The 23,736-nt window shown below is 71.2% G+C and carries 24 protein-coding genes; 11 read left to right on the forward strand and 13 right to left on the reverse strand.

All coding sequences use genetic code 11. The annotated features are described in order from the left end of the window. Positions 1 to 46 precede the first annotated feature (46 nt). The 3 genes from ACYSUO_RS06190 to ACYSUO_RS06200 are packed head-to-tail and all read right to left on the reverse strand — an operon-like array spanning position 47 to position 2,815. Positions 47 to 1,000: a PDR/VanB family oxidoreductase gene (locus ACYSUO_RS06190; RefSeq protein ID WP_461774973.1), complete on the reverse strand. Its 954-nt coding sequence runs from the start codon at positions 998 to 1,000 to the stop codon at positions 47 to 49. Continuing rightward, complete coding sequence (locus tag ACYSUO_RS06195; RefSeq protein WP_461774974.1) at positions 997 to 1,524, reverse strand: aromatic-ring-hydroxylating dioxygenase subunit beta; 528 nt, start codon at positions 1,522 to 1,524, stop codon at positions 997 to 999. Before ACYSUO_RS06195 ends, ACYSUO_RS06190 begins: the two co-directional genes overlap by 4 nt. Beyond that, on the reverse strand, positions 1,517 to 2,815 hold the full coding sequence (locus ACYSUO_RS06200) for an aromatic ring-hydroxylating oxygenase subunit alpha (protein WP_461774975.1): 1,299 nt from the start codon (positions 2,813 to 2,815) through the stop codon (positions 1,517 to 1,519). The genes ACYSUO_RS06195 and ACYSUO_RS06200 overlap by 8 nt, the downstream gene beginning before the upstream one ends. A gap of 183 nt (positions 2,816 to 2,998) precedes the next feature. Between ACYSUO_RS06200 and ACYSUO_RS06205 the strand changes: the two genes are divergently transcribed. Continuing rightward, positions 2,999 to 3,343, forward strand: coding sequence for a hypothetical protein (locus ACYSUO_RS06205; protein ID WP_461774976.1), 345 nt, complete (start codon positions 2,999 to 3,001; stop codon positions 3,341 to 3,343). Next, positions 3,340 to 4,602, forward strand: coding sequence for an amidase (locus ACYSUO_RS06210; RefSeq protein WP_461774977.1), 1,263 nt, complete (start codon positions 3,340 to 3,342; stop codon positions 4,600 to 4,602). The genes ACYSUO_RS06205 and ACYSUO_RS06210 overlap by 4 nt, the downstream gene beginning before the upstream one ends. Positions 4,603 to 4,655: 53 nt before the next feature. On the opposite strand, the gene ACYSUO_RS06215 is transcribed toward ACYSUO_RS06210, so the two are convergent. After that, positions 4,656 to 5,252, reverse strand: a complete 597-nt coding sequence (locus ACYSUO_RS06215) for a nuclear transport factor 2 family protein (protein WP_461774978.1) — start codon at positions 5,250 to 5,252, stop codon at positions 4,656 to 4,658. A gap of 198 nt (positions 5,253 to 5,450) precedes the next feature. Here ACYSUO_RS06215 and ACYSUO_RS06220 point away from each other — a divergent pair, with 198 nt between their 5' ends. The 3 genes from ACYSUO_RS06220 to ACYSUO_RS06230 all read left to right on the forward strand — a co-directional run bounded on the left by ACYSUO_RS06220 (position 5,451) and on the right by ACYSUO_RS06230 (position 8,351). After that, complete coding sequence (locus tag ACYSUO_RS06220) at positions 5,451 to 6,317, forward strand: IclR family transcriptional regulator (protein ID WP_461774979.1); 867 nt, start codon at positions 5,451 to 5,453, stop codon at positions 6,315 to 6,317. Positions 6,318 to 6,402: 85 nt separating this feature from the next. Then, positions 6,403 to 7,458 (forward strand): maleylacetate reductase, encoded by a 1,056-nt coding sequence (locus ACYSUO_RS06225; RefSeq protein WP_461774980.1) that lies wholly within the window; start codon positions 6,403 to 6,405, stop codon positions 7,456 to 7,458. Beyond that, positions 7,455 to 8,351, forward strand: coding sequence for an intradiol ring-cleavage dioxygenase (locus ACYSUO_RS06230; protein ID WP_461774981.1), 897 nt, complete (start codon positions 7,455 to 7,457; stop codon positions 8,349 to 8,351). The genes ACYSUO_RS06225 and ACYSUO_RS06230 overlap by 4 nt, the downstream gene beginning before the upstream one ends. Before the next feature lie 31 nt (positions 8,352 to 8,382). Here ACYSUO_RS06230 and dmpG read toward each other — a convergent pair whose 3' ends face one another. The 4 genes from dmpG to ACYSUO_RS06250 form a co-directional block, all read right to left on the reverse strand. After that, complete coding sequence (dmpG, locus tag ACYSUO_RS06235; protein ID WP_461774982.1) at positions 8,383 to 9,411, reverse strand: 4-hydroxy-2-oxovalerate aldolase; 1,029 nt, start codon at positions 9,409 to 9,411, stop codon at positions 8,383 to 8,385. Further along, entirely contained in the window at positions 9,408 to 10,373 is a 966-nt protein-coding gene (locus tag ACYSUO_RS06240) for an acetaldehyde dehydrogenase (acetylating) (protein ID WP_461774983.1), read from the reverse strand. The genes dmpG and ACYSUO_RS06240 overlap by 4 nt, the downstream gene beginning before the upstream one ends. Positions 10,374 to 10,376: 3 nt before the next feature. Then, on the reverse strand, positions 10,377 to 11,213 hold the full coding sequence (locus ACYSUO_RS06245; protein ID WP_461774984.1) for a 2-keto-4-pentenoate hydratase: 837 nt from the start codon (positions 11,211 to 11,213) through the stop codon (positions 10,377 to 10,379). Between the two features lie 71 nt (positions 11,214 to 11,284). Beyond that, positions 11,285 to 12,049, reverse strand: a complete 765-nt coding sequence (locus ACYSUO_RS06250) for an IclR family transcriptional regulator (RefSeq protein ID WP_461774985.1) — start codon at positions 12,047 to 12,049, stop codon at positions 11,285 to 11,287. Between the two features lie 203 nt (positions 12,050 to 12,252). Here ACYSUO_RS06250 and ACYSUO_RS06255 point away from each other — a divergent pair, with 203 nt between their 5' ends. Further along, positions 12,253 to 13,059, forward strand: a complete 807-nt coding sequence (locus ACYSUO_RS06255; RefSeq protein ID WP_461774986.1) for an SDR family oxidoreductase — start codon at positions 12,253 to 12,255, stop codon at positions 13,057 to 13,059. Positions 13,060 to 13,086: 27 nt separating this feature from the next. Here ACYSUO_RS06255 and ACYSUO_RS06260 read toward each other — a convergent pair whose 3' ends face one another. Then, a complete protein-coding gene (locus tag ACYSUO_RS06260; protein ID WP_461774987.1) occupies positions 13,087 to 13,497 on the reverse strand; it encodes a tautomerase family protein in 411 nt (136 codons plus the stop codon). Between the two features lie 159 nt (positions 13,498 to 13,656). Here ACYSUO_RS06260 and ACYSUO_RS06265 point away from each other — a divergent pair, with 159 nt between their 5' ends. After that, positions 13,657 to 14,559 carry a LysR family transcriptional regulator gene (locus tag ACYSUO_RS06265; RefSeq protein WP_461774988.1) on the forward strand — a complete coding sequence of 301 codons (903 nt, stop codon included), beginning with the start codon at positions 13,657 to 13,659 and terminating at the stop codon, positions 14,557 to 14,559. Here the strand turns inward: ACYSUO_RS06265 and ACYSUO_RS06270 are convergent. Beyond that, the gene (locus ACYSUO_RS06270; protein WP_461774989.1) at positions 14,538 to 16,166 is read right to left on the reverse strand and encodes a sigma factor; all 1,629 of its coding nucleotides are present in this window, start codon (positions 16,164 to 16,166) and stop codon (positions 14,538 to 14,540) included. The two genes, ACYSUO_RS06265 and ACYSUO_RS06270, sit on opposite strands and share 22 nt — an antisense overlap. A gap of 210 nt (positions 16,167 to 16,376) precedes the next feature. On the opposite strand from ACYSUO_RS06270, the gene ACYSUO_RS06275 reads away from it, so the two are divergent. After that, positions 16,377 to 16,817, forward strand: a complete 441-nt coding sequence (locus tag ACYSUO_RS06275) for an SsgA family sporulation/cell division regulator (protein WP_461774990.1) — start codon at positions 16,377 to 16,379, stop codon at positions 16,815 to 16,817. Between the two features lie 45 nt (positions 16,818 to 16,862). On the opposite strand, the gene ACYSUO_RS06280 is transcribed toward ACYSUO_RS06275, so the two are convergent. Together ACYSUO_RS06280 and ACYSUO_RS06285 are read right to left on the reverse strand one after the other, a co-directional pair. Further along, positions 16,863 to 18,044, reverse strand: a complete 1,182-nt coding sequence (locus ACYSUO_RS06280; protein WP_461774991.1) for a serine hydrolase domain-containing protein — start codon at positions 18,042 to 18,044, stop codon at positions 16,863 to 16,865. 159 nt (positions 18,045 to 18,203) lie between these two features. Continuing rightward, on the reverse strand, positions 18,204 to 18,656 hold the full coding sequence (locus tag ACYSUO_RS06285) for a MarR family winged helix-turn-helix transcriptional regulator (RefSeq protein ID WP_461774992.1): 453 nt from the start codon (positions 18,654 to 18,656) through the stop codon (positions 18,204 to 18,206). Between the two features lie 144 nt (positions 18,657 to 18,800). On the opposite strand from ACYSUO_RS06285, the gene ACYSUO_RS06290 reads away from it, so the two are divergent. Then, a complete protein-coding gene (locus ACYSUO_RS06290; RefSeq protein WP_461774993.1) occupies positions 18,801 to 19,349 on the forward strand; it encodes a phenolic acid decarboxylase in 549 nt (182 codons plus the stop codon). Positions 19,350 to 19,646: 297 nt separating this feature from the next. Continuing rightward, complete coding sequence (locus ACYSUO_RS06295) at positions 19,647 to 21,119, forward strand: tannase/feruloyl esterase family alpha/beta hydrolase (protein WP_461774994.1); 1,473 nt, start codon at positions 19,647 to 19,649, stop codon at positions 21,117 to 21,119. Positions 21,120 to 21,151: 32 nt separating this feature from the next. Here ACYSUO_RS06295 and ACYSUO_RS06300 read toward each other — a convergent pair whose 3' ends face one another. Then, positions 21,152 to 22,267: an Lrp/AsnC family transcriptional regulator gene (locus ACYSUO_RS06300; RefSeq protein WP_461774995.1), complete on the reverse strand. Its 1,116-nt coding sequence runs from the start codon at positions 22,265 to 22,267 to the stop codon at positions 21,152 to 21,154. Between the two features lie 153 nt (positions 22,268 to 22,420). On the opposite strand from ACYSUO_RS06300, the gene ACYSUO_RS06305 reads away from it, so the two are divergent. Continuing rightward, the gene (locus ACYSUO_RS06305) at positions 22,421 to 23,728 is read left to right on the forward strand and encodes a metal-dependent hydrolase family protein (protein WP_461774996.1); all 1,308 of its coding nucleotides are present in this window, start codon (positions 22,421 to 22,423) and stop codon (positions 23,726 to 23,728) included. Positions 23,729 to 23,736: the final 8 nt, after the last annotated feature.

The raw sequence follows: 23,736 nt of genomic DNA on the forward strand, positions 1-23,736 counted from the left end.
TGTGAGGGGAGTTTCGGCACGTGGTCGGAGGGTGGTGTGCCGCCGGTCAGTACAGCTCGATACGGAGCCGATCGGAGCGTGCCCGTGACACACAGAGGGCGATCTCCGTGCCGGCCGCGTGCTCCGCGGCCGACAGGCAGTGGTCGCGGTGGTCCGCAATCCCCTCCAGGAGGCCGGAGACGCAGGAGCCGCAGATGCCCTCCTCGCAGGACTTGCCGACGGGGATGCCCGCCTCTTCGAGCACTGAGAGGATCGACCGGTCCGCGGGGACCTCGAACTCCTCGCCGGTGTCGAGTTCCACCGTGAACGGTGTGTCGTCCGAGGCGTCGACCGGCTCCGCGGAGAAGTGCTCGACATGGACCTGCGCCTCGCCCACGACCGGGGCGAAGACGGCGGTTACCTGGTCCATGAAGCCGACCGGGCCGCAGGTGTAGACGTGGCTGTCGGGGGTCAGGGGTGCGGTCAACGGGGCCAGGATGTCCGGGTGTTCGGTCCGTGGTCGGCCGATGTGAAGCGTCACCCGGTCGCGGAACTCGGCGCGGCGTTCCAGCAGGTCGCCGAAGGCGAGTTCGGCGCGTGAGCGGACGAAGTAGTGCAGTGCGAAGTCGGCGCCGCGGCGGTGGAGTTCGTAGGCCATGCTCAGCAGCGGGGTGACGCCGATGCCGCCCGCCACCAGCAGGTGCCGGTCGGCTCCGTCGGCGATGCCCAGCAGGTTGCGCGGCGGGCCGATCGTCAACTGGTCGCCCACTGCTGTCCGGTGGAGTGCGACCGAGCCGCCCCGGGACTCGGCCTCCCGCTTCACGGCGATGAGGACGGACGAGCGGTCGGCCGGGTCGCCCGCCAGCGAGTACTGGCGCAGGACTCCGGTGGGGCCGGTCACGTCGACGTGCGCGCCGGCCGCGAAGGGTCCGAAAGCGGCGCCGTCGGCCCTGCGCAGCCGCAGGGAGCGGACCGCCGCGCTCTCCTCCACGATCTCGGAGACCTGGACGGCGACGCTCACAGCAGGAACCCCGCGGCGGGCACGGCGTCCTCGGCGTCCACCAGGCGGATCACCTTGCGCACGATCCGGTCCTCGGACCGGTCCGCGCCGAGCCGGACCGTGAACTCCACGTCCCCGGCCCACAGTTGATGGCGCCCCCGCTTGTAGGCGACGAGGACCTGGGCGGCGCGCAGTGACACCGATCCGTCCGAGGTCTCGACGGGTACGAACCGTGACACGGTGCGCGCGGTCCTCGCCGAGTCGACCGCCGCGATGGCGTACCCCTCGGTGAGGCGCGCCACGCGCATCGCCCGCATCCGGGCGTCGTCGTAGACCATGTTCAGCTGGTCGTCGAAGTCCTCGGTGGTGGGGTCGAGGGGGATGACGTAGATGCCGTCCTCGGCGTAGAGCTCGTTCCAGGCCCGGTACTCCTTGCGGTCGAGCAAGTCCGCCTCGTGCCAGAGGAGTTCGATGGCCCGCACGACGCGCGGGTCGGAGAGGGTGGCCCCGGGGGCGCCGGTGATCGTGGTGGCGGTGTCAGCCATTGCTCATCATCTTCTTCCACATCCGGTACGCGGCCCGCATACCGGTCTCGTCGGTGCTGTGCGAGGTGGCCCAGCCCTCGGGGGCGTCGGCCTCGCGCTTCAGGCCGCGGTTCACCATGATCGGCATCTCCGGGCAGGCCTGCGCGCCGCGCTGGACGCGGTCCCAGCCCTCGGCGTCGTCGGGGGTACCGAAACCGAAGGGTCCCTGGAAGTGCTCGTGGATGCGCAGGCGTTCGCGGCGGATCGGGCCCGCGATCTCCTCAGGGGCGTCCACGCCGAGCGCCACGTGCTCGATGATCGTCTCGTCGACACTGACCGGCCGCAGCACCCGGAAGAACGCGGAGGACAGGCCGACGTTGGGGAACAGGTTCAGGTTCGACCCGGTGCCGTGCATCGCGCGCACCAGCTTGCGGATCTGTGCCTCGTCCGCCCCGCCCTCCCTCAACTCGGCGACCAGGCCGTCGAATCGGGGCTGCAGGGGCTCGCTGCCGTCATCGGCGTCGAGGTCGATGTGGGCCGGCACCATGTGCATCACGCTGTGCCCGTTGCCGAGGTCGTGGCAGGTGGAGGCCGGGTCGGTCATGAAGCTCAGCATGTCGGCCGTCTCCCCGTCCACCGAGCTCATCCAGGAGCGGTGCACGATCGGGAAGTGGTAGCCGTCGGTGGTGTTCTCCAGCTGGATCTTCCAGTTGCCCCGGAACCTGAAACGGTGGGTGCCGAGCACCTTGAGCGGATAGCCGCCGCCCTGCTTGAAGAACCGGTCGGCCCACAGCCGCACATCGCCGAGGAACTCCTCCAGCGGCTCCGCGTCCTGGTCGAAGGTGGCGAAGATCAGGCCGCGGTAGCTCTCGGTGCGCAGCTTGCGCAGGCCCATCTCGTCCTTGCTCAGCACCCCCTCGTAGCCGTCGGGATACGGAATGCCGCGCAGCCGCCCGTCCAGGCCGTACGACCAGGCGTGGTACGGGCAGGTGAAGCCGTTGGCCTCGCCGCGCGGCTTCTCGCAGAGGCTGGCGCCGCGGTGTCGGCAGCGGTTGACGAGGGTGTGGATGGCGCCTTTGCGGTCCCGGGTGACGATGACCGAATTGCGGCCCACGTACGTGGACTTGAAGCTGCCCGGCTTGGGCAGCTCGCTCTCGTGCGCCACCCAGATCCAGGTCTTCTCGAAGATCTGCGTCATCTCGCGCTCGAAGATCTCCGGGTCGGTGTAGACCCGTGCGGCGACGCGATCCTCCTGTACGAGGTCGGCCGGTTCCAGTTGATGGATGGTGGCCGGGGTGAAATCGATGGTCATGCTGTTTTCCCCTCGCTGGTTCAAGGCCCAACGGGATGCTCAGCCATCGGGTGGGCCGATGCGACGGGTCGGACCGGTGAGTGGACCGACCCGGCGGAAGTGGCAGGGCGATGTGGTCGGATCCAGTGGCGGAGCACGGAAAGGGAGCCGTGGCGGAGCACGGAAAAGGAGGAGTGGCTGAGCATGGACAAGGAGGAGTGGCTGAGCATGCAAGAGAACGAGCCGGTCGACCGCGCCCCGCGGATGACCCTCACCTGCTACAACGACAACCATGGCTACGGCTGGAAACACGTCGACCTGTTCGTCCACGACGCGGCGGGCCGTGAACTCGGCTGGGTGCACTGGGGTGTTCCCCAGGACGGCCCGGACGCGGCGGACGCGGAGACCGCCGCGGTCGAACCCGATCTGCGACGCACCTCCGCCTGGCGCCACGGCGTGAGCGCAGGCGGCGTGGACTTCTGGGAGGCGGACGCGCAGTGGGCGGCCGAGGGCCAGCGGGGGAGCGACGCGCAGTGGAGGGAACAGTGAGCGACAGCGTTCGACAGCCCTGGTCCCTGAGTGAACTCGTCGCCGATCTGAGGTCCGGGCGGACCACCCCCGAGGCGGCCCTGCGAAGCAGCCGCGACCGTATCGTGGAGACCGAGGAGCGGGTACGCGCCTGGGTGGCCTTCGACGAAAGCGGCGCGGACACCCCCGTGACCGTACGCACCGGCCCCCTGGGCGGCGTCCCGATGGGCGTCAAGGACATCATCGACCTGGCCGGGCTGCCCACCCGCTGCGGCTCGGTGCTGCGCGCCGACGCCGGTCCCGCCGAGCGGGACGCCCCTGTCGTGGAGGCTTGGCGAGCGGCCGGGGCGATCCCCGTCGGCAAGACCGTGACCACGGAGTTCGCCTTCTTCGCGCCCGGCCCGACCCGCAACCCCGCCAACCTGCGGCACACCCCCGGCGGTTCCTCCAGCGGCTCGGCCGCGGCGGTCGCTTCCGGGCAGGTCCCGCTGGCCATCGGCTCCCAGACCGCGGGATCGGTGACCCGGCCGGCCGCGTACTGCGGGGTCGCCTCGCTCGTCCTGCGCCACGGACACCTGTCCACCGACGGTGTCGCCGGCCTCAGCCCCAGCCTCGACGCACATGGTGTGTACGCGGCCGGCGCCGCCGATGTCTCCCTCGCCTGGGCGGCCCTCACCGGCGAGCCGGACCCGGCCCGCGAAGCGCACACCGCCCCACGGCTCGCGCTGTGGAACGCCATCCCCTTGGTGGCCGTGTCCGACGAAATGGGTGCGGCGCTCGCCTCCGCCGAGGCCCGGCTCACCGGCCGCGGCGCGAAGATCGACGCCTTCCCGCTGGAGGCACTGATCGCCGAAGTGACCGCGGCGCACCCGGTGGTGATGGCCTACGAGGCGGCACGCGAACGCTCCGCCGAACTGGAGCGGGCCGATCAACTCAGCGCACCCCTGGCCGGGCTGCTGCGAACCGGCGCGGACACCTCGGAATCCGACTACCGCGCCGCGTGCCGACTGGTCGCCGAGGCACGCACCGAACTCGGCGCGCTCCTCACCCAGTACGACGCGGTACTCGGCCCCGCCGCGCCGGGGGCGGCGCCTGAGGGGCTCGACGCCACCGGCGATCCGGTGCTCAGCCGCCCGTGGCAGGCCCTCGGTCTGCCCACGGTGGCCGTGCCGGGGCTGCGGAACGCGGCAGGGCTGCCGCTCGGACTCCAGGTGATCGCGGGATCCGAGGCGGCAGCCCTGCGTGCTGCGGTCTGGGTGGAGCGAAGCCTCAACGGGTGAGGAGAACCTGCCCGTTGAGGAGAAGGGCGGCGGACTACGAGGGAGGGGGCCGCTCAGGCGCCGGCGGCGTGCTCATTCGTGTGGTTCGTCCCCGGCGCCTTGAGCAGCACGGACCGCTTCGGGTAACTGCCGGCGAAGAAGTCGGGCAGATCGGCGATGGCGACGTTCTCGGTCCGGGTCCGCGTGATCTTCCATACGCCGTCGATCTTGCGGAAGGCGTTGTTGAGCCGGCTGGCGCGGATCAGGGACTTGCCGTCCTCGAAGAGCCAGGGCTGGAAGTGGATCCACTGGCCGTCGGCCTCGTCCCCGTACACATGGATCTGCTCCGAGGTGAGCCAGTGGGCGTTCAGGAGCAGCTTCGGGTCCTGGTCCTGCGGCCAGAAGCGGTTGAAGTGCGCGCGGATCGCCGCCTTGCCCTCGGCCCGGCCGAACTGGCTGCCGTAGTACTCGCCGACGCCCTCCCAGATGGCGTCGTCGGAGTAGAGGTCGAGGATCAGCTCGATGCGCTGCTCGTCGCTGTCCACCCCGTACTCCGGGCACGGTGTGTCGCACAGGAACATGTACCGGGCCTGAATACGGCGGATGTCGGCCTCGGCCTCGAGGACCTCGATGCGCTTGACCAGGGTGTCGATGGTGTCTTGGCTACTCATGGCGGCAGCCTCGCTGCCGCGCGTCCCGGAAGGAACCGCTCGGTCCACTGGGCGGATCGGCGCCGCGTAACCGGCCGTCATCGGGTCGTCATCGGGCGGTCACAGGGTGCCTGTTCGCTGTCGCCGGAAGGGTTGCCAATCGGTTCACAAACTTTGAACAATCACCTTTGGTCATCGGAATCGGCGAGGGGAAGCGGTATGCGCGCGAGCGCCCAGGCAGAACTCGACACCGCGGAGCAGGCCGCCCCGGAGGCCGGGCCCGCGGCCCCCGAACCGCACATGAGCTCCGTGCTCGGCAAGGCGCACCTGGTGCTCGGAGCCTTCTCCTCCGGCTCGACCTGCCTCGGTCTGAGCGAGCTCAGCCGCCGCTCCGGCGTGCCCAAGGCGACCGTGCACCGGATCGGAACCGAGCTCGTCCAACTCGGCTATCTCAGCCGCACGCCGGACGGGTACCAGCTCGGCTGGCGCATCTTCGAGCTGGGCCGGCTGGTCCCCGGACCGGCCCACCTACGGGCCGTCGCGCGCCCGGCGATGCTGGACCTGCGGGCCGCGACCCAGGCCGTGATCCACCTGGCCGTGCCGCACGGCACCGACTGCTGCTACCTGGAACGCCTCGGCGGCCGCCGGGAGGCCGCGGTCGTCGCGGCCGTGGGCTCGAACGTGTCGCGGCCGCTCACCGTCTCCGGGCGGGTGCTGCTGGCCTACAGCGACGACCAGGAGGACGTGATCGCCGAGCTTGAAGCGCAGCGCGCCGACGGACCCCCGTCCTCCGACCGGCTCGACCCGGCGGCGCTGCGCGCCGAGCTGGCCCAGATCCGCGCGCGCAGGTGGGCCCAGGAGCGGGAGTCGTGCATGCACGGGTACAAGAGCTTCGCCGTGCCGATCATGTACTTCGGCGGTGACCGGATCATCGGCACGATCGCCGCGACGGTCTCGGCCGACCGCCGCGACGACCAGCAGCTGATCCACGCACTGTTGGCGACGGCGGCCGACATCGGCCGCGGCCTGTACCGGCAGAACTCCTCCCATACGAACCCCGGGCCGCGGGTCGGCATGGCGGGCTGAGCGGGCGGCGGGTGGCGGAGCCCGTCGGTCCGGCCAGCGGACTGCCTCACCGCTCCGCCCCCTCGGCCCAGGCAGTATGGGCGGAATGAAGTTCGCACACGAAACCCCCGCGCAGCGCGCCGTGTTCGCGCCGGGGGAGGCCGTCCGCACCGTCGTCGACGAAGTGGCCAGGCTCGGATCGGGACGCGTCCTGATCGTCGGCGGCCCCTCCGCCAGGGCCCTGACCACGGAGCTCGCCGAGCGCCTGACCGGGGCACGGGTCCACGACGAGGTGGTCGAGCACGTCCCCGTCGAGGCCGCCGAGCGGGCCCGTAAGGTCGCGCACGAGCACGCCGCCGACGCCCTGGTGTGTGTCGGAGGAGGCTCGGCGACCGGCCTCGCCAAGGCCGTCGCCCTCACCACCAAACTGCCGATCATCGCAGTCCCCACCACCTACGCCGGCTCGGAGGCGACCAACGTCTGGGGGCTGACCCGGGACGGCGTCAAGACCACCGGCGTGGACCCCGCGGTGCTCCCGGCCACCGTCGTCTACGACGCCTCGCTCCTCCTCACCCTCCCCGGCGCACTCGCGGTCGCCAGCGGCCTCAACGCCCTCGCACACTGCGTCGACGCGATGTGGGGGCCGCGCGCCGACCCCATCGACCGCGCCATGGCACAAGAGGCGGCTCGTGCGCTGAGCACCGGTCTGCCCGAAGTCGGCGCACACCCCGACCGGTTGGCGGGGCACGAGCAGATGCTCTACGGCGCCTACCTGGCCGCGGTCGTCTTCGCCTCCGCGGGATCCGGCCTGCACCACAAGATCTGCCATGTGCTGGGCGGCCGCTTCGACCTCCCGCACGCGCAGACCCACGCCGCCGTCCTGCCCCACGTCCTCGCCCTCAACGCGCCCCACGCCCCCGAGGCCGAACGCAGGATCGCCGCCGCACTCGACGCACCCACCGCCACCGAGGGCCTGGCCGCCCTCTACGCCCGCCTGGACGCACCCACTTCGCTCAAGGAACTGGGCATGCCGGAGAGCGGCATCGCCGAAGCCGTGGAACCCGTCCTCGCCGCCGTGCCGGAAGGCAACCCCGCCCCCGTGACCCGAGACCGGCTCAGCGCATTGCTCCGCGCGGCCTGGGAAGGAGACATCCCCCGATGACCACCCACCCGACCCGGACGGCGCCCGACCCCGACCAGCAGCTCCGCGAGGCAGCCCTGGTCGACCGCGTCACGGCCTCCTTCGACAACTGCCCGGACCCCCGGCTGCGGGAGCTGATGAGCAGCCTCGTGCGCCATCTGCACGCCTACGTCCGCGAGGTCCGGCTCACGGAGGACGAGTGGAACCGGGCCATCGACTTCCTCACCCGCTGCGGCGACATCACCGACGACCGCCGCCAGGAGTTCATCCTCCTGTCCGACGTCCTCGGCGCGTCCATGCAGACCGTCACCGTCAACAACGAGGCGTACGGCGACGCCACTGAGGCCACCGTCTTCGGCCCCTTCTTCGTGGAGGACTCGCCCGCCGTACCACTCGGCGGTGACATCTCCGTCGGTGCGCCCGGGGAACCCTGCTGGGTCGAGGGGACGGTCACCGACACGGCCGGCACACCACTGGCGGGAGCCCGGATCGAGGTGTGGGAGGCGGACGAGACCGGCCACTACGACGTCCAGTACGACGACCGGCGGACCGCCGCGCGCGGCCACCTGATCACCGACTCCCAGGGGCGGTTCCGCTTCTGGGCGGTCACCCCGACGCCGTACCCGATCCCGCACGACGGCCCGGTGGGGGAGCTGCTGGAGTCGGTGGGCCGCTCCCCGATGCGGGCCTCGCACCTGCACTTCAAGGTCACCCACGAGGACTGCCGCACGCTCGTGACCCACATCTTCGTACGGGGCGACGAACTCCTCGACTCCGACGCGGTGTTCGGCGTCCGGGACTCCCTGGTGAAGGACTTCGCGCAGCAGCCCGCCGACACCCCCACCCCGGACGGCCGGACCGTCCGGGGCCCCTGGTCGCGGGCGCGCTTCGACATCGTCCTCGCGCCCGCGTAGACCTGAAGGGCAGCTCGCCCCGTACGTGGTGTCAGCTCGCCTGCGCGAGCCCCAGCGCCACGTCCACGATCATGTCCTCCTGGCCGCCGACGAGGCCGCGCTTGCCGACCTCGACGAGGATGGTGCGGACGTCGATGCCGTAGCGTTCGGCCGCTGCCTCCGCGTGGCGCAGGAAGGAGCCGTAGACCCCGGCGTAGCCGAGCGTGAGGGTCTCGCGGTCGACGCGGACCGGGCGGTCCTGGAGCGGGCGCACCAGGTCCTCGGCCGCGTCCTGGAGGGCGAACAGGTCGCAGCCGTGCTTCCAGCCGTTGAGGTCGGCCACCGCGATGAACGCCTCGATGGGGCAGTTGCCCGCGCCCGCGCCCTGACCGGCGAGCGAGGCATCGACGCGGGTCACGCCCTCCTCCACCGCGGTCATGGAGTTGGCCACGGAGAGCGAGAGGTTCTCGTGGGCGTGGATGCCGAGTTCGGTGGCCGGGTCGAGGACGTCGCGGTAGGCGCGCATCCGCTCGCGGACGCCGTCCATCATCAGCCGGCCGCCGGAGTCGGTGACGTAGACGCAGTGGGCGCCGTAGGACTCCATGAGCTTGGCCTGCGCGGCCAGAGTCTTGGCATCGGCCATGTGGCTCATCATCAGGAAGCCGGAGACGTCCATGCCCAACTCGCGTGCCGTGGCGATGTGTTGGGCCGACACGTCGGCCTCGGTGCAGTGCGTGGCCACCCGCACCGAGCGCACCCCGAGCGCGTACGCCCGCTTGAGTTCCTCGATGGTGCCGATGCCGGGCAGCAGGAGCGTGGTGAGACGGGCGTTCTTGATGTGTGCGGCCGCGGTCTCGATCCACTCCCAGTCGGTGTGGCTGCCGGGACCGTAGTTGAGGGAACCGCCGGCGAGGCCGTCGCCGTGGGACACCTCGATCCCGTCGACACCGGCCGCGTCGAGGGCGGCCACGATCCTCCCGAGCCGCTCCGGCGCGATGCGGTGCCGGATGGCGTGCATGCCGTCGCGCAGGGTGACGTCCTGGATGAACAGCTTGGTGTCAGGTGTGGCGGTGTCACTCATGCGTCGGCTCCCTGGAGGTCGGTGGCGCGGGGGAGTTGGGCGGCGCGGGCGGCCATGGCCTCGGCCATCCGCAGGGCCGCGCTGGTCATGATGTCGAGGTTGCCCGCGTACGCCGGAAGGTAGTGGGCGGCCCCCTCGACCTCGAGGAAGACGGACACCTGGTGGGTGACCGGGGCCGTGGTGAGGGTGTGCACGGGCTGGTCGGCGGGGACCGGCGTGATCTGCACCTGCTGCTTGAGTCGGTAGCCAGGAACGTACGCGGACACCTCCTCGACCCGCTCGGCGACGGCCGCGCGGATGGCGTCGTGGGCGGCCTCGTCGGGCGCGTTCACCAGCGCGAGCACGGTGTCCCGCATGATCAGCGGCGGCTCCGCCGGGTTCAGGACGATGACGGCCTTGCCGCGGTCCGCGCCGCCGACCGTCTCGATCGCGTGACTGGTCGTCTCGGTGAACTCGTCGATGTTCGCGCGGGTGCCGGGCCCCGCGCTCTTCGACGCGATCGAGGCGACGATCTCCGCGTACGGGACGGGTGCCACCGAGGACACGGCGGCGACGATCGGGATGGTGGCCTGGCCACCGCACGTCACCATGTTCACGTTGTCCGCGGCGACATGGTCTTCCAGATTGACCGCAGGGATCACCATCGGGCCGATGGCGGCGGGCGTCAGGTCGACGAGCTGCTTGCCGTACGGGGCGAGCGCGGCGGCGTTGGCGACGTGCGCCTTCGCCGACGTCGCGTCGAAGACAATCCTGATGTCCTCGAAGCCGTCCATCGCGATCAGGCCCTGGACGCCCTCGGCGGTGGCCGGGACGCCGAGCCGCTCGGCGCGGGCGAGTCCGTCGGAGGCGGGGTCGATGCCGACCATCGCGCCCATTTCGAGGGTGTCCGAGAGGCGGAGCACCTTGATCATCAGGTCGGTGCCGATATTGCCCGAACCGATGACGGCGACCTTGGTCTTCATGCTTCAGGCTCCTTCGTGGCCGGGGCCGGTGGCGTGGAAGCGGACGGACACCGAGCCGAGTCCGCTGATGTCGGCGGTGAAGACGTCGCCGGCCGTGGCGGGCACCATCGGGCCGAGCGCGCCGGACAGCACGACCTGGCCGGCGCGCAGCGGGTCGCCGACGTCGCGGGCGGTCCGGGCGAGCCAGCCGAGCGCGGTGAGCGGGTCGCCCAGGCAGGCCGCGCCGTTGCCGGCGGACACCGCCTCCTCGTGCCGCTTCATGGTCATCTCGGCCTCGACGGGCTCGAACTCGGTGAGCGGCTTGGCCGGGTCCCCGATGACGTACAGCGCGGAGGAGCCGTTGTCGGCGACGGTGTCACCGAAGGTGATGTCCCAGTCGGCGATCCGGCTGTCCACGATCTCCAGGGCGGGGACCGCGTGCGCCACGGCGGCGCGGATCTGCGCGTCGTCGAGGGGGCCGTCGGCGAGATCCGCGCCCAGGACGAACGCGATCTCCGCCTCGACCTTGGGCTGGAGCAGCCCGCCGACCGGCACCGAGGCGCCGTCCTCGACACTCATGTCGGCGAACAACACCCCGAAGTCCGGCTGGTCCACGCCCAGTTGCTCCTGCACGGCGGGCGAGGTCAGCCCGATCTTGCGGCCGGTGACGCGGCCGCCCGCTTCGAGGCGGTGCGCGGTGAGCAGCTCCTGGACGGCGTAGGCCGCCTTCACGTCGTCGCTGCCGATCAGGTCGCGCACCGGGGGACAGGGCACATGGTCGGCGGCGGCGCGCAGCAGCCGCTGCGCGGCCTGCGACACGGCGTCGTCGCCGAGGTCGGTGCCGGGGGAAGTCTCGTTCATGTCCTCAGCTTGGACAACGGGATCGCCCCGGGCCCAGCAATGAGTTCCGTCTGGCGGAACTCGCGCGCGGTTCAGTGCTTGCGCAGTTCCTCGCGGCGGCCGAGCGTCGCCGAGATCCCGGCCGCGGCCGCGCGCACGCTGTTGGCGTGCCGGGCGGGCTGGAAGCGGTGCACCGGGCCCGTGACGCTGACCGCCGCCACGATCTCGTCGGCCGGTCCGTAGATCCCGGCCGCGACACACACGATGCCGACCGCCGACTCCTCGTACTCGAAGGCGACACCCTTGGTGACGACCTCGGACAACTGCCGTGTCAGTACGTCGACGTTGGTGATGGTCCGGGGTGCCTTGCGCTCCAACGGCCCGCGCAGCGTGGCCTCGCGCACCTCGGCCGGGGAGTGGGCCAGCAGCATCTTGCCGATCGCCGTCGCGTGCAGGGGCATTCGCCCGCCGAGCCGCGAGGGCGAGTCGGCCTGCTGATGGCCGCCCATCTTGGCGACGTAGACGACCTCGGTGCCCTCGCGCGTGCCCAGGTGGACGAGTTCATGGGTGCGTACGAAGAGGTCCTCCAGGAAGGGGGTGGCCACTTCGAGCAGCCCGCGCTCGACCGAGGCACGCATCCCCAGCTCGAAGACGAGCCCGGACAGGCGATAGCGCCCCTGGACGCGGTCCAGGAGCCGGGCCGCCACGAGATCACCGAGGACCCGGTGCAGGGTGCTCTTGGCGAAGTCCGTGCGCCGCTGCAACTCGGCGAACCCGAGGGTGGTGTCCTCGACGGTGAAGGCCTGCAGCACGGTGAGGGCCTTGGCCAGGACACCGCTGGGCGCGTCGTCGCTCAAGGTGCCTTTCTCCTTCCCCGGTCTCCGGTGGTTTCGGGCTGCCGTCCGGCTGCTCGCCTGGTGGTGGCCCGTCCGGTCAATCTACGTGTGGGCGGGGCGGAGGTGCGCGAGCGGCTCGATCACGGGTGCCGCGCCTGAGACCATGGCCGACGCCCACCCCACCCCAGTCCACGTACGCACCGAACCGCTCAGAGGAGACCGACATGGGAACCATCGCCGTCACCGGAGCCGCCTCCGGTATAGGTGCCGCCATCGCCGCCCGGCTCACGGAACAGGGGCATCGTGTCATCGGCGTCGACCTGCGCGGCACGGACGTGGCGGCCGACCTCGGCACCGCGGAGGGGCGGAGCGCCGCGGCGGCCGAGGTCACCGGGCTCGCCGACGGGCGGCTCGACGGATTCGTGCCGTTCGCCGGGGTCACCGGCGGCGCGGACCGGTCGGCCAGCCTGTTGGTCTCCGTCAACTACTACGGATCCATCGGCCTGTTGGAAGAACTGCGCCCGGCCCTGACGGCCGCAGGCGAGTCCTCCGTGGTCCTTGCCTCCTCCAACTCCACCACCACGCAGCCCGGTTGGAATCCGCGGCTCGCCGAGGCGTGCCTCGCGGGCGACGAGGAGGCGGCACGTGCTCTCGCCGAGTCCCTGGGCGACGAGGGCGGCGTGCTCACATACCCGGCCACCAAGGCCGCGATCGCCCACTACACCCGCACCCGCGCCGCCGACTACATCGCGGACGGCATCCGCCTCAACGCCGTCGCGCCGGGATTCATCGACACCCCGATGACCCGGGCCGGCCGCAAGGACCCGCGGATCGCGGCAGGCATCGAGAGGTTCCTGAAGTCCGTCCCGGCGGGGCGGGCGGGCACACCGGAGGAGGTCGCGGAGCTCGTCCTCTTCCTGCTGTCCGCCAATTCCGGTTACTGCGTCGGTACGTTGATGTACTGCGACGGCGGCCTCGACGCGCACCTGCGGGGGCTGGACTGGCCGACGGTGTGGACGCCGGAGGGGTGAGGCGGGGGGCGGGTACCGGGCAACGGTTCAGAGGCGTCGACGCGGGGCCGATACATCTCGGTAGAGGTCGAACTGGGTCACCCCGTGGTAGCCGTAGCTCTCCGGCGGCAGTTCGTGCAGCGCGACACCGGACCGGGCGAGGGTGCCCAGGGTGTCGGTGAGGAGTTCGTCGGCCCGGGCGATGAACGCTGCCTTCTCCGCCGCGCTGTTCGAGCCCAGGGTGATGCTGACCTCGACGTGGGCGTCGCGTGCCCCGCCGGCCAGGGGGCTGCCACCCACGTAGTAGGTGCCGGGTTCGACCGCGTCGATCTGGACGATGGTTCGCGAGCGGTCCTTGCCCAGGGCCGAGACCGCCAGGTCGGTCAGGCCCTCCGCCAGAGTGTGTCGGGTCTCGGCGGGAAGGGTGGGGTCGGTCACGGTGACACGGATGTAGGGCATGGCTCTCCTCGGCGTATCGGTACATCGGCATCGGCGTACGGGCCTGATGACGTGCGTACTCGGCTGAACGCCGCCGGTATCGGCGGCACGGAAGAAGCCTCGCCCGACCTGGCACCATTGATCCAACGCATAGATGTCATAGCGATATGAGGCCCTCGCATGCCGCTGAACCTGCCCCAACTCCGCGCCTTCCTCGCGGTCGTCGACACGGGCGGCTTCAGCGCGGCCGCCGCCGAGCTGGGCATGACCCAGTCGGCCGTGTCGCACGCCGTCGCCTCGCTGGAACGCGAGTTGACCGCGCCGTTGCTCATCCGCGCCACTCCGGCGCGGACCACCGTGCTCGGCGAGCAGGTGCTGCCGCACGCCCGTACCGCGCTGGCCGCGGCCCGGTCCGTCGAGCAGATCGCGGCCGAGGCGGCCGAGTCCATGACCGGCACCGTGCGCCTGGCCGCGACGCCGACGGTGTGTCAGGGGCTGATACCGAGCCTGCTCAGGCACTGGCGCGAGGACCAACCCCGCGTCACCGTACGGATCTTCGAGGGTGACAGCGCCGAAATCGCGGGCTGGCTGGGGAACGGGACCGCGGACGCCGCCGTCCTGATCGACCCGCCACCGGGCCCCGGCGTCCAGCTGGCCGACGACGGCTACCGGGCGCTCCTGCCCCGCGACCATCCCCTCGCCGGCGAGGAGCGTGTGGACATCCGCGACCTGGAGGACGACCCGTTCCTGATCTCGCCGAACGGCTGCGAGTCCCGGATCCGTACGATCCACACCCGGGCCGGGCTGCGCTTCGATCCGACCCACCGGGTACGGGATCTCGCGACGCTGATCAGCATGGTGCAGGCCGGGATCGGCGTCACGGTCCTGTCCGAGGTCTCGCGCTCGCTGATTCCGGCCGACCTGGTCCTGCTGCCCCTGGAGCCGGCGACCTCCCGCCGCCTCGTACTGACCGGCCCGCAGGAGCGACCTTGGCACCCGGCCGTACGCACACTGGCGGAGTCGGCCGTCACGTACCTCGCCCTGCGGGAGCGGGGGCAGCCTCAGCCGACGCGGCAGATGTAGATCGGGCCGAGCCAGCGGGTGCAGGTGGGGGTGGGAGTGGGGGTGCTGGGCTCCGGGGGAGTGGTGGGTTCGGTGGGCTGAGCGGGGACTGTGGGTTCGGCGGGCTCGGTGGGCTCAGCCGGTTCCGTGGGTTCCGTGGTGGGCGTGGGCTCCGCCGGGGTGGACGGCTCGGTGGGCGGAGTCTGTGTGGGCGTGGGCGTCGGCGTGGCCGGCGTGGCCGGTGCCGTAGGCGTCGTGTCGTCGGACGACGGCTCGACGGCCTTGGGCTCCTCCGGCGCTGCCCGCTCGGCTGCGGGCGGATCCGGGGGAGTGGTCGGAGTGGCCGGGGCGCTCGGCGTCCCGGGGTCCGACGGCGCGGACGACGCGGTGGGTGCGGTCGGCGCATCCTTGTCCGCGGAGCCGCCCGGTGCCGCCTCCGTGTCGGGTTCGGTGTCGGGTTCGGCCGCGCGTTGCGACCCGCCCTGCGGAGCAACATGCGTACGTGAAGCGGAGGTTGAGGGGTCCGAGGGCGGACTCGACGGAGCGCTGTCACGCCCGGTGGGTGACTCGCTCTGCACCGCCGCCGACCGCTGCGGCGGCACCGTGTCGTCGTTCCCGGTGAGCATGAGCCCGGCCGCGACGGCGGCTCCCGCCACCGAGACCCCGAGCACCCCGGCCACGGCGCCCTGCGCCTTCGCGCCGCCGGTCAGCGCGTGCTTCACGCCGTGCAGCAGGCCGGAACCCGACCCGTGCCCGCCCGCCGCGGCGCCGGTGGCTCCGGCCCCGGCTCCGGCGGCGAGCGGCACCAGGAACTTCCCGGCCCCGCCGAGCACGAAGATCAGGAGCGCCGGACCCACCAGGGCCGGCAGCCGGTCGTTGGCGCGCAGCAGGACCGTGAGCCGCGCCCGGCAGTCGTCGCAGTCGTCGACGTGCGCGAGGAGCTTCTCCGACTGACGCGCGGACGCGCTGCCACGTACGTGTGCGGGCATCCGGTCCCAGTGGCTCTCGCACGCCGGGTCGTCCGGGGTCCCCGGATGCGCCCGCAGGAACGCCTGCCGCATGCCTTCACGTGCCCGGTGCAGCAGCACGGCCGTGGCCCCGCTGCCCGCGCCGATGCCCCGGCCCACCGCCTCCAGCGGCTGCCCCTCGGCCTCGGCGAGCCACAGGGCCTTCACCCACCGCTTCGGCAGCTGCCCGAGGACCTGGGACAGCAGGTCCACGGCGGAGGCGCGGGTGGCCGGGTCCTGGTCGCCGTAGCCCCCGGAACCGTACGAGCCGTATGAACCGGGAGAGCCGTTCGACACCTGTACCGGCTCGACGCCGGCGTGCGGGTCGAGGGGTGTCTCGCGCGCCGCCCCGCGCCCCGCCGAGGCGGCCAGGTGCCGCACGGTCGTCGTCAGGTATGCCGCGACGTTGTCGATGTCATGCCCGGCGGCCAGGCGCCGCCAGACCCGGAAGTGTGCCTCGGCGACGAGATCGTCGGCGAGCCAGGGGCTGCGGGTCAGCGAGCGGGCGTACGCGACGAGGCGAGGCTGCTCCGCCTCGTAGATCCGCGCGTACGCGGCGGGGCTGAGGCCGCCTTCCGTGGCGGCAGGGGGTATCGGCGCGGCGGCTGGGCCGTCGGTCATGGCAGGAGTCTTCCGTTCCGTCCGACGTCGGCGGTGCTCCGCCCGACTGCGGATCGGGCGGGGAGTTTGAAACCGTAATTCACAAATGTCGGATTATGGAGGGGTGAGTGGCACAGGTCACAACGGTCTTTTCCGGAAACGCCGTAATGACTCGCCCCGCTGTCGCGTCGAACGGTCACCTGGAACACGCAGTGGAGAAAGGGACCTGCCATGCCGACCACGCTGCCCGTCACGCTCGAACAGCCCGCCCGCGCCCGCCTCGTCGTCGCCGAGGGTCAGGGCCCCGAACGCAGTGTCAACGTCACCCTCCGTTATGAATCCGCCGATCCGCTCGCCCTTCAGTTGGTGTTTCCCGCCGAGGCGACGCTGGCCGGGGCCGACGTGACGTGGGCCTTCGCCCGCGCCCTCCTCGACGACGGCCTGCGCCTGCCGACCGGGACCGGGGACGTTCACGTATGGCCGTGCGGCCGTGCGCGCACCGTCGTCGAGCTGCACTCGCCTCAGGGGATGGCCGTCCTCCAGTTCGACACCTCGGCCCTCCGCCGCTTCCTGCTGCGCACGTACGCGCTCGTGCCGGCGGGCAACGAGGACGTGGACTCAGTCGTCGACCGCGCACTCGCCACACTCTTCGGCCCCGACACGGAACGGTGACACCTGAGCGTTGGAGTGGGCCTCGGGCGGAGGCCGTGATGGACCTCAGGCGGAGGCCGTGCCCGCCTTGTACACGGCGTCGACCAGAGCCATCTTCCTGGGGTCGTCGGCGATGTGTGTGCCCATGTGGTTCATGACGTAGCCGATGCTGATGCCCGCTTCGGGGTCGGCGAGGCCGAAGGAGCCGCCGAAGCCGTCGTGGCCGAAGGCGCGCGGGTTGGGCCCGTACGAGCCGTTCGCGCCGCTCAGCCAGAGGCCCAGGCCGATCTCGGTGTCGTGCGCGAAACCGGCGCCCAGCACCAGGTCCCGGCAACTGCCCTGGCCCTCACGTACGCGTTCCGCGGCCTGCGCCGACAACACCCGGCGACCGTCCGGGCGTTCGTGCCCGGTGAACAGCCCGTACAGCGCGGCGACCCCCTGGGCCGAGGCGTGGCCACCGGCGGCGGGGATCTCGGCGGCGCGCCACTCGGGGGTGTTGGCCTCGGCGGCGCCGGCGAGCGGGTTGGCCAGAGCGGCGAGCGCGACCGGCTCCAACTGGCTGAAGGCGGCCTCCTGTTCGCTTCCGGCCGCGGCCAACGGGTGCACCAGCTCGGCGGGTTGCCGGGTCTCTCCCTCCGGGAAGCGGATGAAGAAGTCCACGTCGAGCGGCCCGGTGACCTCCTCGCGCAGGAATGCGGAGGGGAGCTGTCCGGTGATGCGCCGTATCACCTCACCGACCAGGAAGCCGTACGTGATGGCGTGGTAGCCGGAGCGAGTGCCGGGCTCCCACCAGGGCTCGGTGGCCGCGAGGCGTGCGGTGGTCAACTCCCAGTCGTAGAGCTGCTCCAGGGTGTGCGGTTCGCGCAGACCGGCCAGGCCCGCGCGGTGCGACAGCAGATGACGTACGAGGACGTTCTGCTTGCCCGCCGCGGCGAACTCCGGCCAGTAGGAGGCGACCGGCGCGTCCAGGTCGAGCAGGCCGCGGTCGGCCAGGATGTGCGCGCACAGCGCCGTGGCCCCCTTGGTCGTCGACCACACGTTGACGAGGGTGTCCCGCTGCCACGGGCGGGTGTGCGCGGCGTCGGCCCAGCCGCCCCACAGGTCGACGACCGGTTCACCGTCGAGGAGGACGGTGACGGCGGCTCCCAGTTCGCCGCGCTCACGGAAGTTGTCGGCAAAAGCGGCGCGGACGCCTTCGAAGCGTGCGTCGCAGTGCCCGCCGATCCGCGGTGTCGCCTGCTCGGCCATGGAACCTCCGGCTTCTCGGGCCGGGTGTCCGTAGCTCAAGTGCCCGGCTGTACCTGTACATACCGACTGGTCGGCATCGTCATCGCGGAACATACCGAGAGATCGAGTCGGCGGGAAGAGGGAGGCGCCCGTTCCCGCCGGCGATGACCGTTCGGCCGCTCAGTCGTCCTTGAGCTCGGCGGCGAGATGGGAGAGGGCGGGGAGCGCGGCGCGAATCGCCGTCCGCTCTCGCGGCGGGAGGTTCCCGATGCCGCGGGCGAGCGCGCCCGCGCTGGCGTGGTCGTAGCGATTGAGCAGGTCCGTGGCGGTCGAGGTGGCGGCGAGCAGCACGGTCCGGGCGTCGCCCGGGCGGGAGCGGCGCTCGATGAGTTCGGCCGCGCCCATGGTCTTGACCAGGTTGCTCACGGTGGAGGGGGCGACGCGCAGCCGGGCGGCGGCCTCGCGGGCGGGCAGCGGCCCGTCGGCCAGTACGCGCAGCAGCTCGATCTGGGCCTCCGGGAGGTCGGGCAGATCAGCGGCGTTGCGGGTGGCGCGCAGTACGGCGCGCCGCAGTGGGCCGAGGAGTCGGCTGAGTTCGGTGGCGGCCGCCTGGTCCGCGTCGGTGGTGTCCATGGGGCCATTCTGTCTGCTCGGAGAGGTCTGCCCGGGCTTCATGTTTTGCATCAAAACAGTTTTGTGGCAAACTCGAATTGTGGCGCCGCGGGCCCAGAGGTCCGGAGGACGGCGCCCGAGAACGCAGAAAGAAGTGGAAGCACCATGGCAGTCACCACCCACGCCCCCGTCCGACCCACCACCGTCGAGAGCCCCGTCCCGCCGCAGGACCTCTCCGGGATCGTCGGCCACCGCTTCATCTACACGTACGCCAACGGCTGGCAGTACGAGATGTACGTGAAGAACGCCTCGACCATCGACTACCGCATCCACACCGGCCACGTCGGCGGGCGCTGGGTCAAGGACCAGAAGATCGACCTCGTGCGCCTCACCGAGGGTGTCTACAAGGTGTCGTGGACCGAGCCGACCGGGACGTCGGTGAGCGTCAACGTCGTCCCCGCCGAGCGGGTGCTGCACGGCGTGATCTTCTTCCCGCACTGGATCAAGGAGCACGGAGAGCGCACGGTCCTCTTCCAGAACGACCACCTCGACGAGATGCGCGCCTACCGGGACGCCGGGCCGACCTACCCGATCTTCGAGGTCCCGGAGTTCGCGCACATCACGCTGTTCGAGTACGTCGGCGAGGACGACGAGAACGTGGTCTCCATCGCGCCCGGCGACCTCCCCGAGGGCTGGTCGGACCGCGCCAACTGACGTAGGAAAAGGCCGGTCCGGTCACCGGACTGAGTGCTTTGAGGGCCTTCCAGGTGTTCGCAATCATCGCGTCTTGACTCAGGTGGACAGCCACCGCCGTCAGATGATTGACAACCGTAAAGAGGGTCAATGGCACTTCTGCGACGATCGACGTGGCCAGTGCGGTTTTCGCGCCTATGGGTGGCGATGATGGGCTGCGCTCTGCTGATTCTTCCCGTGTCAGGGGTCTCCAGCGCCGCTGCGGTCAACGGGTCCCAGCAGCGCTCCAGTTCATGCGCCACTCTCACGAAGCTCACCTTGCCGGACACCGAAATATCGTCGGCGCAGCGCGTACCGGGCGGCGACTACAGAGCCCCCGATGGTGAGACGTACCGGAACCTGCCCGCTTTCTGCCGGGTGACGGCGACGGTTGCTCCGAGCCTCAAGTTCGAGGTCTGGATGCCTGTCGCCGGCTGGAACCAGAGACTCCAGGGAGTGGGCAACGGCGGCTTCGCCGGGAAGATCAGCTACTCGGCGATGGCCCCCGCCCTCTCCGCGGGGTACGCGACCGTCTCCACGGACACCGGACACTCGGCCTCCGACACGGCGAACTCCTGGATCAGCAACGCGACCCAGCTGGAGATGTGGGGCCGGACGTCGATCCACCTGATGACGGTGCGGGCCAAGAAGATCCTGGCCGCGCACTACGGCACGGGCCCGAAGTACTCCTACTTCGTGGGCGGTTCCACCGGTGGCCGACAGGGCATGATCGAGGCTCAGTACTACCCCGATGACTACGACGGCATCGTTTCGAAGAGCCCCGGGATGGACTACAGCCACGTGATGATGGCGGTCCTGTGGACCTCGCAACACATCGCGAAGAGCCCTGGCGGGATCCTCCGCGACGACGAGCGCAAGCTGCTCGACTCAGCGGTACTGGCGGCGTGCTCCGGCCGCGACGGAGTCCGGGGAGATCCGGTCCTCAATGATCCGCGCGACTGCGGATTCAACGTCGAGCGACTGAGGTGCCGGGCCGACGAGACCAGCGGGTGTCTGACCACCGAGCAGGTCGCGACGGCTCGACGGGTGTACGCCCCGGTCACCAACCAGCGGACCGGCGAACAGCTGTATCCGGGGTTCTCCCACGGCAGCGAATCCGCCTGGCACTACGCGGCGGAGAACCTGCAACTGACGTCCTACCCGCAGGCGTTGTTCGGGCGGGCCGTCTTCGACGACCCGGGCTGGGACTGGCGCACCTTCGACTTCGACGAGGACGCCGCACTGGTCGAGAAGAAGCTGGCCCCGAAGATCGACGCGACACGCACGGACCTCTCCAGGTTCGCGGCCCGCGGAGGCAAGCTCATCATGACCCAGGGGTGGACCGACGACTATCAGGCGGCGACGCTGCCCATCGAGTACTACAACCGGGTCCTGCTCGACAAGGGCGGCTCTGATGTCCGCTCGTCCCTCCGGGATGTCCAGGAGTTCTACCGGCTGTTCATGGTTCCCGGCGGCGGACATGTGACAGGCGGGCCGGGCCCGAACTCCTTCGACGCACTGTCCGCTGTCAGGGACTGGGTCGAGCGGGGTGACGCCCCACAGAAGATGCTTGCCACCAAATACGTGGCGGACCGTCCGGAGAGCGGCGTGGCGATGAGGCGCCCCCTGTGTCCTTACCCTCGGGTGGCCCGCTACGACGGTTCCGGCCCGACCACGGAAGCGGGCAACTTCCGGTGCGGGGACGACTGGGGCGACTTCTCCGCGGATGTGGCGCGGGAGAGGGAGCGGTAACACGGCCCGCGGCATCCGGCGGGGCAGCACTCTCACCCCTCCGGATGCCGCAACGGCACCACCCCCACGCTCCGCCCGTCGCGGTCGAGTAGCCGCCCCATGTGTTTGACCGTGCGCAGCACCACGGAGCGGTCCGCGACGGTCAGGCGGGGGAGTTTGCGGGAGAGGTGGGCCTCGAAGGTGTGGACGTCGTGCAGGGTGCGCAGCCACACGTCGACGACCAGGTTGTGCGGGCCCGCCGTGATCGCGCAGGAGCGCACCTCCGGCACCTGGGACAGCACCCGGCTCGTCTCCTCCAGGTACTGACCCGGGACGGACGCGAAGTACACGGCCGAGAGTGGCCAGCCGGACAGTGGGCGTGCCAGGTCGCAGCGGAGCAGGAGGCGTGAGGCGAGGAGGGCCGCGACCCGTCGGCGTACCGTCGTGAGGGTGGCGTCGCTCGACGCCGCCAGTTCGCGCAGTGTCATCCGGCCGTCCAGGCTGAGGAGTTCGAGCAGCCGTGAGTCGAGGCCGTCCCAGCGGGGAGGGGGAGTGGCACCCATGGGCGTGGGCGGTGTTGCCGCCTGCTCCAGGTGTGCGGTCTGCCGCGCGTCCAGGCTGCGCAGCCGCCACCGGCTGCCATCGGTGGGCAAGCCCGTCGACACATGTGTGCGGGTCGACCGTACGCCCGCGATCGGCCGGAACAGGCTCGCGGAGAGGCGGGACAGCTCGTCCAGGGTGCGGGTCTGCACGGACGTCACCACGTCGCGGCCGCCCGCCGTCAGTTTGATGTTCGGTACCTCGGGGTCCGCCGCGAGGGCCTGAGCCACGTCCTCGGCGGCGCCCGGTTCCGTGTCCACCTCGATGACACCCGTGACCACGATCCGGGCGTCGGTGAGGCGCGGGTACGCGGTCACCCAGGCGAGCCCTGCCTCCTCGAGCCGGCGCCAACGCCGCGCCGCCGTCACCGGATCGACCCCGAGCACCTCACCGACCAGCTTCCACGGCGCCCGCGGATGGACCTGCAGGGCGTGCACGACGCCTCGGTCGAGTTCGTCCAGCTCGACCGGTGTGGTGGGTGTGTCCGGCCCGCCGGATGTGTCGGGTCCGGTCGATGTGCCGGTCCCGGCACCGTTCCCCTGCCGCCCGGCACATTCCTGCGACTCCATGGGTGGCACCTTCCTGCGCGTGTCACGCGAATCCCGTACGAACCCTGCGTCGTCACACCGCGATGACGTGTGCATCCCACACTCCCCTTCAACAGGGCCCAGCCACAGCCGAGTTCCAGGGCCCTCCGTACCGCACAGGAGTGACAGCACGCCATGACGCTCGCCACCACACCGCACACGCCCAGGACCCCGCTGCGGATCCACAACGCCCGGCTGGTCGACGGCACCGGCAACCCTCCGGTGGACGACGCCGTCGTCCTCGTCGACGCCACAGGAATCATCACCTACGCAGGACCCGCCGCGGAAGCTCCCCCGAGCCACGAACCCGCCGCGGACGCCACGACGCGCACCGTCGACGCCGGCGGACGCACCCTGCTGCCCGGCTTCTTCGACTGCCACGTCCACATGTCCTACGCCCACGGCGCCCACCCCGGACGCCGCGCCGAACTCGACCCGGTCCTCGTCACCCTGGACACCGCCACACGGCTGCGCGAGACCCTCGACGCGGGTGTCACCACGGCCCGCGACCTGGCGGGCCTGTCGGCCGGTTACCGTACGGCCGTCGAGACCGGGCGGATCGTCGGCCCGCGCCTCCAGACCGCCGTCCGGGTCATCAGCCACACCGGCGGCCACGGCGACGTACGCCTGCCGGACGGCACCGACCTGAGCGACGGCATGTCCGTGCTCGCCGACACCACCGACGAGGCACGGCTCGCCGTGCGCCGCGTGATCCGGGCGGGCGCCGACCTGGTGAAGGTGTGTGCCACCGGCGGCATGGGCAGCCCGTACGACGACCCGGACGACGAGGGCCTCTACGAGGAGGAGATCCGCGCCGTCGTCGACGAGGCCCGGCGGCACGGGGACCGGCCCGTCGCCGCGCACGCGCAGGGCAACGCGGGCATCCTCAACGCGATCCGCGGCGGTGTCACCAGCATCGAGCACGGCTACGGCATCGACGACCGGGCGATCGACCTGGCGGGGGAGCGGGACATCTTCGTCGTGCCGACGCTGTCCACCGTGTACGCGGGCATCAACAAGGACACGATGCCGGACTACCACTACCAGAAGAAGACCCGCTGGTCCGGGCTGACCAAGGAGAACATCGCCCACGCCATCGAGCGCGGCTCGCGGATCGCGCTCGGCACGGACGCCGCCGTCGGCCCGCACGGTGTGAACCTGATGGAGCTGAGCTATCTGGTCGACCTCGGCATGGCTCCGATGGACGCGATCGTCGCCGGTACGCGGACATCGGCCGAACTGCTGGGCGTGGATGACCAGTTGGGCAGCGTGACGGCGGGGCGTCTCGCCGATCTGGTGCTGTGCGACGGCGACCCGCTCGCCGACATCGGTGTGCTGGGTGACCCCGGCAACGTCGTCTGCGTCGTGCAGGACGGCATCGTCCGCAAGGACCTGCTGAGTCTCGTCGACGGCACCGCGTGTGCGGGTGGGAGGCGGCCATGAAGTCTCCA

This window comes from Streptomyces sp. UC4497, assembly GCF_054871485.1.

What these genes read in the sequence shown, in the direction of transcription:
- ACYSUO_RS06195 (WP_461774974.1), bottom strand. Translation starts at nt 1,524, where the DNA reads ATGGCTGACACCGCCACCACGATCACCGGCGCCCCCGGGGCCACCCTC.
- ACYSUO_RS06200 (WP_461774975.1), bottom strand. Translation starts at nt 2,815, where the DNA reads ATGACCATCGATTTCACCCCGGCCACCATCCATCAACTGGAACCGGCC.
- ACYSUO_RS06205 (WP_461774976.1), top strand. Translation starts at nt 2,999, where the DNA reads ATGGACAAGGAGGAGTGGCTGAGCATGCAAGAGAACGAGCCGGTCGAC.
- ACYSUO_RS06215 (WP_461774978.1), bottom strand. Translation starts at nt 5,252, where the DNA reads ATGAGTAGCCAAGACACCATCGACACCCTGGTCAAGCGCATCGAGGTC.
- ACYSUO_RS06220 (WP_461774979.1), top strand. Translation starts at nt 5,451, where the DNA reads ATGCGCGCGAGCGCCCAGGCAGAACTCGACACCGCGGAGCAGGCCGCC.
- ACYSUO_RS06225 (WP_461774980.1), top strand. Translation starts at nt 6,403, where the DNA reads ATGAAGTTCGCACACGAAACCCCCGCGCAGCGCGCCGTGTTCGCGCCG.
- ACYSUO_RS06230 (WP_461774981.1), top strand. Translation starts at nt 7,455, where the DNA reads ATGACCACCCACCCGACCCGGACGGCGCCCGACCCCGACCAGCAGCTC.
- dmpG (WP_461774982.1), bottom strand. Translation starts at nt 9,411, where the DNA reads ATGAGTGACACCGCCACACCTGACACCAAGCTGTTCATCCAGGACGTC.
- ACYSUO_RS06240 (WP_461774983.1), bottom strand. Translation starts at nt 10,373, where the DNA reads ATGAAGACCAAGGTCGCCGTCATCGGTTCGGGCAATATCGGCACCGAC.
- ACYSUO_RS06245 (WP_461774984.1), bottom strand. Translation starts at nt 11,213, where the DNA reads ATGAACGAGACTTCCCCCGGCACCGACCTCGGCGACGACGCCGTGTCG.
- ACYSUO_RS06255 (WP_461774986.1), top strand. Translation starts at nt 12,253, where the DNA reads ATGGGAACCATCGCCGTCACCGGAGCCGCCTCCGGTATAGGTGCCGCC.
- ACYSUO_RS06260 (WP_461774987.1), bottom strand. Translation starts at nt 13,497, where the DNA reads ATGCCCTACATCCGTGTCACCGTGACCGACCCCACCCTTCCCGCCGAG.
- ACYSUO_RS06265 (WP_461774988.1), top strand. Translation starts at nt 13,657, where the DNA reads ATGCCGCTGAACCTGCCCCAACTCCGCGCCTTCCTCGCGGTCGTCGAC.
- ACYSUO_RS06270 (WP_461774989.1), bottom strand. Translation starts at nt 16,166, where the DNA reads ATGACCGACGGCCCAGCCGCCGCGCCGATACCCCCTGCCGCCACGGAA.
- ACYSUO_RS06275 (WP_461774990.1), top strand. Translation starts at nt 16,377, where the DNA reads ATGCCGACCACGCTGCCCGTCACGCTCGAACAGCCCGCCCGCGCCCGC.
- ACYSUO_RS06280 (WP_461774991.1), bottom strand. Translation starts at nt 18,044, where the DNA reads ATGGCCGAGCAGGCGACACCGCGGATCGGCGGGCACTGCGACGCACGC.
- ACYSUO_RS06285 (WP_461774992.1), bottom strand. Translation starts at nt 18,656, where the DNA reads ATGGACACCACCGACGCGGACCAGGCGGCCGCCACCGAACTCAGCCGA.
- ACYSUO_RS06290 (WP_461774993.1), top strand. Translation starts at nt 18,801, where the DNA reads ATGGCAGTCACCACCCACGCCCCCGTCCGACCCACCACCGTCGAGAGC.
- ACYSUO_RS06300 (WP_461774995.1), bottom strand. Translation starts at nt 22,267, where the DNA reads ATGGAGTCGCAGGAATGTGCCGGGCGGCAGGGGAACGGTGCCGGGACC.
- ACYSUO_RS06305 (WP_461774996.1), top strand. Translation starts at nt 22,421, where the DNA reads ATGACGCTCGCCACCACACCGCACACGCCCAGGACCCCGCTGCGGATC.